Origin of the sequence: Cryobacterium sp. TMT4-10 (genome assembly GCF_004403275.1) — a bacterium.
In the GTDB taxonomy this organism is placed as follows: Bacteria; Actinomycetota; Actinomycetes; order Actinomycetales; family Microbacteriaceae; genus Cryobacterium; species Cryobacterium shii.
In genome coordinates this window covers 35,088-44,240 of record NZ_SOGU01000046.1, presented here as the reverse complement: position 1 = coordinate 44,240, position 9,153 = coordinate 35,088, and the positions used below count along the sequence as shown (strand labels likewise).

Genomic DNA, 9,153 nt, shown 5'->3' with positions numbered 1-9,153 from the left:
TCCCGCCTTCTCCGGCCTGTTCGCGCCGTACTGGCGTGCGGATGCCCGCGGCGCACTGGTCGGACTGACCCGGTACGTGAACAAGGGCCACATCGCGCGCGCGGCCCTGGAAGCCACGGCCTTCCAGACCAGGGAAGTCCTCGATGCGGTCAATGCCGACTCCGGCGTGCCCCTGGCTGAGCTGAAGGTCGACGGCGGGATGATCGCGAACAACCTCCTGATGCAGTTCCAGGCCGATATCATCGGAGTGCCGGTGGTGCGCCCGGTCGTTGCCGAGACGACTGCCCTCGGCGCCGCTTACGCGGCCGGGCTGGCGGTCGGCTTCTGGAGCGACCTCGACGAGCTCCGGTCCCACTGGCAGGAAGACAGCCGCTGGACGCCGAGCATGTCCGAAGAAGAGCGCGGCCGTCAGCTCCGCAACTGGAAGAAGGCGGTCACCAAGACCTTCGGCTGGGTCGACGAGGACGTCGTCTAGAGCCCGGTTCAGGCCTGGCTGGACGCGACCCAGGCGGCGAGTTTGGCCGTGGCCGCCCCGGAGTCGACAGACTCCGCGGCCACGGCCATTTTCGTGCGGAACCGGTCGAGGATATTGACCTGCGCCTGTGCGGGATCGTTCGCGAGATCGAAGGCCACCAGGCCGGCTGCCGCGTTCAGCAAGACGATTTCCCGCACCGCATCGTCCTGGCCGGCCAGCATCGAGTGCACGACGGCGGCGTTGTGCTCCGCATCACCGCCCACGAGCTCACTCATCCTGGCCCGACGAAGGCCCAAATCGCGCGGATCGATGTCGTGCTCCGTCACGAGGCCCCTCGATACTTCCCACACGTGGCTGTGACCCGTCGTGGTGAGCTCATCGAGACCGTCGTCCCCGCGGAAGACGAGCGCCGTCGCGCCTCGAGTTTGAAACACGCCGACGATGAGCGGAACCCGGTCGAGGGCGGCGACGCCGACCGCAGACGCTTCCGGTCGAGCCGGATTGCAGAGCGGACCGAGATAGTTGAACACGGTCGGAATGCCCAGTTCTCGGCGGGCAACCGCAGCGTGACGGAAACCTGGGTGAAAGCCTGCCGCATATGCGAACGTGATCCCGGCCGTTTCCAGCGTCTCGGCCACCTTCTCCGCGGACATGGTCAGATCGATGCCGAGCGCCGACAAGACGTCCGAGGCGCCCGAAGCCGAGCTTGCGGCTCGATTCCCGTGCTTGATCACCGGCACTCCCGCCCCTGCGCACACGATCGACGCCATGGTGGAGATGTTGACGGTGCCGAACCGGTCACCGCCCGTGCCGACGATGTCCAGTGCCATGGGGTTCACCGGTAAGGGCACGGCATAGTCGAGGATCGCGTCCCGGAAACCGACGATTTCATCGACCGTTTCTCCCTTGGCCCGCAAGGCCACCAGAAAGCCGGCCAACTGCGCCGGCGTCGCCTCCCCGAGCATGACCTGTTCCATGCTCCACGCCGCGTCTGACACGCTTAGATCCTCACCGGAGAGCAGCGCGCTGATGACGTTCGGCCAAGACTGAATTTCAAGCATGAATCAATTTTAGCGAGAAGGATCCCCCATGCAGAATTCGGCGATGAGGGCCGGTTTGTTTCGATCCGGTAGTCATTCGAACAAAAGCGCGACAGGCATGCCCGGTTGAGAATATCCGGGGCGGAAATCGGCCATAATGGAACGGTGACGAGCCCCTCAATTTCTTATACGGTCAATGCGCCCGTTGTTAACCGGCCAAACAGCGTGGCTGTTGGCACCATTGTCTGGTTGGGCAGCGAAGTCATGTTCTTCGCCGGGCTCTTTGCCATCTACTTCACTCTGCGATCGACCTCGCCGGAGTTGTGGCAGGCCGAGACCGCGAAGCACGGCTTCACGTTCGCGCTGATCAACACGCTCATTCTGGTGTCGTCCTCCGTGACCTGCCAGTTCGGTGTTTTCGCGGCGGAGCGTCTTCAGTCCAGGTCGACGGGCTGGAAGCCGAGCCAGTGGGGCATGGTCGAGTGGTTCTTCCTCACCTACGCCCTGGGTGCGATCTTCGTTTCCGGCCAGGTGTTCGAGTACGCGACCCTCGTTTCCGAGGGCGTGACGCTGGCCAGCAACGCCTACGGTTCCGCGTTCTACCTCACCACCGGGTTCCACGGCATCCACGTGACCGCAGGTCTCCTCGCGTTCCTGCTCGTCATCGGACGTGCATTTGCCGTCAAGAACTTCGGCCACAAAGAGGCGACCAGCGCGATCGTGGTGTCCTACTACTGGCACTTCGTCGACGTTGTGTGGATCGGTCTCTTCCTCGTCATTTACGTACTTAAATAGAAACTCGGAGTGGACAACACGTATGACCACGTTTAACACCCCCAAGCAGCCCCGAGGCCGCAAGGCCGGGCGCCGCAGTCCACTGGCCAGTGTCGCTCTCATCGCGATCGGCCTCCTCTTCACCGGCGGTGCGTACGCAGCGTTCAGCACGAGCACCGCTAGCGCCGAGACCAACGCCACGTCACAGCAGACGGTCGGCGAGGGCCAGAAGCTCTTCGCCGCCAACTGCGCAACCTGCCACGGACTTGCCGCACAGGGCTCCGGCAGCGGACCCAGCCTGATCGGCGTCGGCGCGGCAGCCGTCGACTTCCAGGTCGGCACCGGTCGCATGCCCATGCAGATGAACGGACCGCAGGCCCAGAAGAAGAAGGTGCAGTTCACGGAGGAGCAGATCGCCTCGCTCGCCGCCTACGTCGCGTCCCTGGCCCCGGGACCGGGTAAGCCGGACGCGAGTCTCCTCGACGCCGAGGGTAACGCTGCCAACGGCGCCGAGCTCTTCCGCATCAACTGCGCCATGTGCCACAACGTCGCCGGCGCCGGTGGGGCCCTGACGGCCGGAAAATACGCCCCGAACCTCAAGGGTGTCACCGAGGCCCACATCTACGAGGCCATGGTCACCGGTCCGCAGAGCATGCCCGTGTTCAACGACATGAACATCTCCCCGGAGAGCAAGCGGGACATCATCACGTACCTCAAGTACCTGGAGAAGACCCCCTCTCCCGGCGGCCTCGCACTCGGCTCTCTCGGACCGGTATCAGAGGGCCTGTTCCTCTGGATCTTCGGCCTCGGCTCGATCGTCGCCCTAACGGTGTGGATCACAGCGAAGTCGAACTGACCGTCGACGCTCACGCATACAACATGTCTCACACAGAACTTCCGATGAAGGAGAATAATGGCCAAGGACGATAACAGCGGGAAGGACCTGACCGCTGCTGACTCGTCGACAGTCGGGCATGAGGGGGCTCCCGCAGGCACCGCCGTAGTCGTTCGCGACGCCGTGGCCAACCCGGGCTTTCCTCCGCACCGCCCACGTGTCACCGACCTCGACCCGAGCGCAGAACGTCAGGCCGAGCGCACTGTCTACACGCTCTTCTACCTGTCGATCGTTGGAAGCGTGTTCGCCATCGTGGCGTACATGGTGTTCCCGATCATCCCGGAAGACCCTGGTTCCGTTCGCCTGAACAACCTGTTCATCGGGCTGGGCCTCACCCTGGCGCTGATGGCCATCGGCATCGGGGCGGTGCACTGGGGCAAGGCGCTGATGTTCGACCATGAGGGCATTGACGAGCGTCATCTCGTCCGAGGAACGGACGAGACCCGCACGCGAGCCGTCGAGATCTTCCACGAGGCCAATGTGGAGTCCGGGATCGGACGCCGCAGCCTCATTCGCAACAGCCTCATCGGCGCGCTGATCGCCTTCCCGCTGCCCGCTGTTGTGCTCTTCCGCGGCCTCGGCCCGATGGACACCAACCCGTCCGCACTTCTCAGCCACACCATGTGGAAGGCGGGCACCCGCCTCGCGATCGACCCGACCGGTACGCCGATCAAGGCTTCCGACGTCACCCTGGGCTCCGCATTCCATGTGATTCCCGAGGGCCTCCAGGACCTCGAGCACGGCAAACTGGAAGAGAAGGGCAAAGCAGCCGTTCTCCTGATGCGCCTCAAGCCCGAAGACCTGAACGAGCTGCCCGAACGCAAGGGCTGGTCGTATGACGGAATCGTGGCCTACTCCAAGATCTGCACGCACGTCGGATGCCCCGTCGCGCTGTACGAGCAGCAGACGCACAACCTGTTGTGTCCGTGCCACCAGTCGCAGTTCGACGTCACCAACCACTGTGAGGTCATCTTCGGGCCGGCCAAACGCCCGCTTCCGCAGCTGCCCATCGCGGTAGACTCAGAGGGCTACCTCATCGCACAGAGCGATTTCACTGAACCCGTCGGACCGAGCTTCTGGGAGCGGCATTGAGTACTGCAACGACGACCACTGAATTGGTCGAGACCAAGAAGTCCGGCGGCCTGACCGGCGCCGCCGCAAACTACATCGACGAGCGCACCAGCATCTCGACGGCGGTCAAGGAATTGGGTCGGAAGATCTTCCCGGACCACTGGTCCTTCCTGCTCGGTGAGGTGGCCCTCTACAGCTTCGTCATCATCCTGTTGTCCGGGTCCTTCCTGACCTTCTTCTTCCACGCCTCCATGACGCCGGTCGAGTACGACGGTTCGTTCATGCCGCTCAAGGGTGTTGAGATGTCCGCGGCGATGGCTTCGTCGCTCGACATCTCCTTCGACATCCGTGGCGGACTGCTCATGCGCCAGGTCCACCACTGGGCGGCCCTGCTCTTCGTGGCGGCTATTGGCCTGCACATGCTGCGCATCTACTTCACGGGTGCCTTCCGCAAGCCCCGTGAGCTGAACTGGATCATCGGGTTCATCCTGTTCATCCTGGCCATGGCGGAAGGATTCACGGGCTATTCCCTCCCCGACGACCTTCTCTCCGGCAACGGTCTGCGCATCATCGACGGAATGGTCAAGGGAATCCCCCTGATCGGCACCTGGATCTCGTTCCTTCTCTTCGGTGGCGAGTTCCCCGGCGAACAGATTGTCGGGCGTCTCTACTCGCTGCATATTCTGCTACTGCCGGCCATCATCGTTGCCTTGATCGCGATGCACCTCCTGTTCGTGGTCGTCCACAAGCACACGCAGTACCCCGGAGCGGGCCGCACCAACCAGAACGTGGTCGGTTACCCGGTACTTCCGGTCTACGCAGCGAAGGCCGGCGGATTCTTCTTCATCGTCTTCGGCGTGGTCATGCTGATGGCGTCGCTGTTCACGATCAACCCGATCTGGAACTACGGCCCGTACGACCCCTCCCCCGTCTCCGCCGGAACGCAGCCTGACTGGTACATCGGATTCGCTGACGGCGCCCTGCGCCTGATTCCGCCGGGACTCGAGTTCGTCTGGCTCGACCGCACCTGGTCGTTCAACATCCTGATCCCGCTGATCAGCCTCGGCCTGTTCATCCTCGTCGTACTGATCTACCCCTTCATCGAAGCGTGGGTGACCGGCGACAAGCGTGAGCACCACATCCTGGACCGCCCTCGGAATGCCCCGACCCGCACCGCCATCGGCGCGGCCGGCGTGACCTTCTACGCCGCCCTGTGGGCAACCGCATCCTCCGACATCATCGCCACGCACTTCTCGGTGACGATGGAGGGTGTCATCCACACGATGCAGTTCCTCGTCCTGGTCGGACCGTTCATCGCCTTCTTCGTGGCCAAGCGCATCTGCCTTGCCCTGCAGAAGAAGGACCGGGAGATCGTCCTGCACGGCTACGAGTCGGGTCGCATCGTACGCCTGCCCGGCGGCGAGTACATCGAGGTGCACCAGCCCGTCGACGAGTACGATCGCTGGAAACTGGTCAGCTACAACGACTACAAGCCCCTGATGATCCGCCCGAACGCCGATGGCAAGATCACCGTTGGGCAGAAGGCGCGCGCCGGACTGTCTCGCTGGTTCTTCGAGGACCGGATTGCACCGGTGAACAATACAGAACTCGAGCAGGCACACGGGGATCACCACTAGGCCCTCCATCACAACAACAGAACGGGCATCGATGTCCCTCCAGACCCTGTCGGAGTGGCTTCGGTGCCCGAACTGTTCTCTCCCCCTTCATCCGGGCGGTGCCCTCGTCCTGAAGTGTGACGCCGGCCATTCCTTCGACGTGAACAAGCGCGGATTCGTTTCCCTCGCCGGCCAGGCACGACGATTGATCGGCGACAGCATCGCGATGGTCGATGCCCGGGACCTGTTCCTGGGCACGGGATGGTACGACCCACTCCGTGACCGAATCGCGGACCGGGTCGCGGCAGAGCACCCCGGCCGTCTCCTCGACATCGGTTGCGGCACCGGCTACTACCTGAGGGGCATTCTGGACCGGGTTCCCGGCATACGTGTCCTGGGCATGGATCTCTCCCCCTCCGCCGTGGGGCGCACGGTCGCCGGTCAGAGCGGCGTTGACGGGTTGGTAGCGGATGTCTGGTCTCCCCTGCCGGTGCGGGACGGGGCAGCCGACGTGCTCCTCAACGTCTTTGCCCCCCGTAATCCTCCCGAGTTCCATCGAATCCTCACGGATGACGGCCTGTTGGCCGTCGTCGTGCCGCAGGAGCGCCACCTGCGTGAGCTCCGGCAGGCCGGGCTGGCCCTGGACGTGCCGTCCAACAAGGTCGCCCACCTCGTCGAGACTCTGGCTCCCTTCTTCCGACTGGAGGCCGCAGAAGACCTGTGCTCGACGCTCAGCCTGGAGCCGATCCAGATCGCAGCTCTAATCGGCATGGGGCCCTCTGCCCACCACACCGATGCAGGCGCTCTAACGGACCAGCTCAGCGCCGTGCAGACGGTGACCGCCGCGTTCCACCTGTTGAGCTTCCGGCGGCTGGCTTACCCGTCGCGATGAGCGCCGCGCGTGCAGCGCCCACCGGTCTGCCGCAGTCAGCGCCAGGCGCCGAGGCCCGAATGTTGCTGGCGCGCCACCACCGAGCTCGCCTGTTCCGGTCGAGTTCGGCAGGTGTGCGGGGCGAAGTCGACCGGAAGTGGCGAACCCGGCGCGGATGCCGTCTCGGGAAAACGCAAAAACGGCGTCCGGGACAGTGTCCCGGACGCCGCCGAATCCCCGTGTGGGAACCCGTGAATCAGATCAACGCGCGAAGTTCCCGCGGTAGTACTCGTAGACCCAACCGACCAGGCAGATGATGCCGATGCCGAGGGCGATGATCGAGATCCAGACCCCGACGGCGAGTCCCATGAAAAGCAGCGCGGCGCTACCTGCGAGCAGGATCGGCCACCAGCTCCAGGGGCTGTAGAAACCAACCTCTGGGTCGCCGTCATCGATGTTCGCGTCGAGACGGTCCTCGGGAAGCTCGCCGCCCTGGGCGCCATGCACTCGGCTGAGATAGAACGCGACGAACGCGACGAACACTGCGCAGAGGCTCAGGACGAAGGTTCCGGCCCACTCCACTCGCCCTTGACTCGGGTCAATGAGACCCCAGACCGTGTACGCGGTCGCAACGACGACGAAGAACCCCGTGAGAATCCACAGCAGGTTGACGTTGGCTCTCATTACTTGACCTTCTTCGATATCGCGTCATACGTGGGCGAGTCCGGAGCATCCTTGCCGGGGCCGATTCCGACGGGCATCGCGACCTCAGGGTGGTTCAGGTCGAACGCCGGACGCTCGGAACGGATGCGCGGAATCGAGGTGAAGTTGTGACGCGGCGGCGGGCAGGACGTGGCCCACTCGAGCGACGCACCGTAGCCCCACGGGTCGTTGACCGTGACGAGCGGCGCCTTGCGAGCGGTGATGTACACGTTCAGGAAGAACGGAATCATCGACACGGCGAGAATGACCGACCCGATCGTCGACACCTGGTTCATCCAGGTGAAACCGTCCTCAGGCGAGTACGACGCGTAGCGACGCGGCATTCCGACGACTCCGAGCCAGTGCTGCACCAGGAACGTGGTGTGGAAACCGATGAACAGGAACCAGAAGTGCCACTTGCCGAGGCTCTCGTTGAGCATCTTGCCGGTCCATTTGGGCCACCAGAAGTAGAACCCGCTGAACATCGCGAAGACCACGGTGCCGAAGATGACGTAGTGGAAGTGGGCGACGACGAAGTAGGTGTCCGAGACGTGGAAGTCGAGCGGGGGCGATGCCAGGATCACTCCGGTGAGGCCACCGAAGGTGAAGGTGACCAGGAAGCCGAGCGCCCAGAGCATCGGGGTCTCGAAGGTCAGTGATCCGCGCCACATCGTGCCGATCCAGTTGAAGATCTTCACCCCGGTCGGGACGGCGATCAGCATCGTCATCAGAGAGAAGAACGGCAGCAGCACAGAGCCTGTGACGTACATGTGGTGGGCCCAGACGGCGACGGACAGCGCGGCGATGGAAATGGTCGCGTAGATCAACGTCTTGTACCCGAAGATCGGTTTGCGGCTGAAGACCGGGAAGACCTCCGAAACGATGCCGAAGAACGGCAGCGCGATGATGTACACCTCGGGGTGCCCGAAGAACCAGAACAGGTGCTGCCACAGGATGGCACCGCCGTTGGCCGGGTCGTAGATGTGCGACAGGAAGATGCGGTCGGACGCGGCAGCCAGAAGGGCGGCAGCGAGAACCGGGAACGCCATCAGGACCAGGATCGAGGTGACCAGCGTGTTCCAGGTGAAGATGGGCATTCGGAACATGGTCATTCCGGGCGCACGCATGGTGATGATCGTGGTGATGAAGTTCACGGCGCCGAGGATGGTTCCGAACCCGCTGAGGCCGAGACCGACCATCCAGAGGTTTCCGCCGACACCCGGTGAGAAGGTCGTGCTGGCGAGCGGCTGGTACGCGAACCAGCCGAAGGACGCCGCCCCCTGCGGGGTGAGGAATCCGCCGACGGCAACGAGGCTGCCGAAGAAGAACGCCCAGAAGGAGAATGCGTTCAAACGAGGGAACGCCACGTCCGGAGCGCCGATCTGAAGCGGCATCAGCGAGTTCGCGAAGCCGAAGAAGAGCGGTGTCGCGAACATGAGCAACATGATCGTGCCGTGCATGGTGAAGAGCTGGTTGTACTGTTCCTTGGTCTGAACGACCTCGAGACCGGGCGCGAAGAGCTGCGCGCGGATGACGAGGGCCATGACGCCGGCCAGACAAAAGTAGACGAAGGAGGTGATCAGGTACATGTACCCGATGACCTTGTGGTCGGTGGACGTGATCCATCTGACCAGGACGTTGCCCTTGCGCTCGACTCCCGTGGGGCGACGAGTGGCGGCCGGCGTTGTGGGAGCAGTGGTTGTACTCAT

The 9,153-nt window shown here is 63.6% G+C and carries 9 protein-coding genes; 6 read left to right on the top strand and 3 right to left on the bottom strand.

Features of this window, described 5'->3' with window-relative positions:
• A partial coding sequence (locus E3T42_RS07290) for an FGGY-family carbohydrate kinase (protein WP_241975903.1) occupies positions 1 to 475 on the top strand: 475 nt, incomplete at its 5' end.
• Positions 476 to 483: 8 nt separating this feature from the next.
• On the opposite strand, the gene trpD is transcribed toward E3T42_RS07290, so the two are convergent.
• Entirely contained in the window at positions 484 to 1,536 is a 1,053-nt protein-coding gene (trpD, locus tag E3T42_RS07285; protein ID WP_134364865.1) for an anthranilate phosphoribosyltransferase, read from the bottom strand.
• 144 nt (positions 1,537 to 1,680) lie between these two features.
• Here trpD and E3T42_RS07280 point away from each other — a divergent pair, with 144 nt between their 5' ends.
• The 5 genes from E3T42_RS07280 to E3T42_RS07260 all read left to right on the top strand — a co-directional run bounded on the left by E3T42_RS07280 (position 1,681) and on the right by E3T42_RS07260 (position 6,763).
• Entirely contained in the window at positions 1,681 to 2,310 is a 630-nt protein-coding gene (locus E3T42_RS07280) for a heme-copper oxidase subunit III (RefSeq protein ID WP_174235661.1), read from the top strand.
• 22 nt (positions 2,311 to 2,332) lie between these two features.
• Positions 2,333 to 3,145 carry a cytochrome c gene (locus E3T42_RS07275; RefSeq protein WP_134364867.1) on the top strand — a complete coding sequence of 271 codons (813 nt, stop codon included), beginning with the start codon at positions 2,333 to 2,335 and terminating at the stop codon, positions 3,143 to 3,145.
• Positions 3,146 to 3,202: 57 nt separating this feature from the next.
• Positions 3,203 to 4,276: a ubiquinol-cytochrome c reductase iron-sulfur subunit gene (locus E3T42_RS07270; protein ID WP_134402746.1), complete on the top strand. Its 1,074-nt coding sequence runs from the start codon at positions 3,203 to 3,205 to the stop codon at positions 4,274 to 4,276.
• Positions 4,273 to 5,892, top strand: a complete 1,620-nt coding sequence (locus tag E3T42_RS07265) for a ubiquinol-cytochrome c reductase cytochrome b subunit (protein ID WP_174235660.1) — start codon at positions 4,273 to 4,275, stop codon at positions 5,890 to 5,892. The genes E3T42_RS07270 and E3T42_RS07265 overlap by 4 nt, the downstream gene beginning before the upstream one ends.
• Positions 5,893 to 6,031: 139 nt before the next feature.
• Positions 6,032 to 6,763: a methyltransferase domain-containing protein gene (locus E3T42_RS07260; RefSeq protein ID WP_160140998.1), complete on the top strand. Its 732-nt coding sequence runs from the start codon at positions 6,032 to 6,034 to the stop codon at positions 6,761 to 6,763.
• A 240-nt stretch (positions 6,764 to 7,003) separates the two neighbouring features.
• Here E3T42_RS07260 and E3T42_RS07255 read toward each other — a convergent pair whose 3' ends face one another.
• Positions 7,004 to 7,426, bottom strand: a complete 423-nt coding sequence (locus E3T42_RS07255) for a cytochrome c oxidase subunit 4 (RefSeq protein WP_134364870.1) — start codon at positions 7,424 to 7,426, stop codon at positions 7,004 to 7,006.
• Positions 7,426 to 9,153: a cytochrome c oxidase subunit I gene (ctaD, locus tag E3T42_RS07250; protein ID WP_134364871.1), complete on the bottom strand. Its 1,728-nt coding sequence runs from the start codon at positions 9,151 to 9,153 to the stop codon at positions 7,426 to 7,428. Before ctaD ends, E3T42_RS07255 begins: the two co-directional genes overlap by 1 nt.

Coding starts and splice junctions, on each gene's coding strand:
- trpD (WP_134364865.1), bottom strand. CDS start 1,536: ATGCTTGAAATTCAGTCTTGGCCGAACGTCATCAGCGCGCTGCTCTCC.
- E3T42_RS07275 (WP_134364867.1), top strand. CDS start 2,333: ATGACCACGTTTAACACCCCCAAGCAGCCCCGAGGCCGCAAGGCCGGG.
- E3T42_RS07270 (WP_134402746.1), top strand. CDS start 3,203: ATGGCCAAGGACGATAACAGCGGGAAGGACCTGACCGCTGCTGACTCG.
- E3T42_RS07255 (WP_134364870.1), bottom strand. CDS start 7,426: ATGAGAGCCAACGTCAACCTGCTGTGGATTCTCACGGGGTTCTTCGTC.
- ctaD (WP_134364871.1), bottom strand. CDS start 9,153: ATGAGTACAACCACTGCTCCCACAACGCCGGCCGCCACTCGTCGCCCC.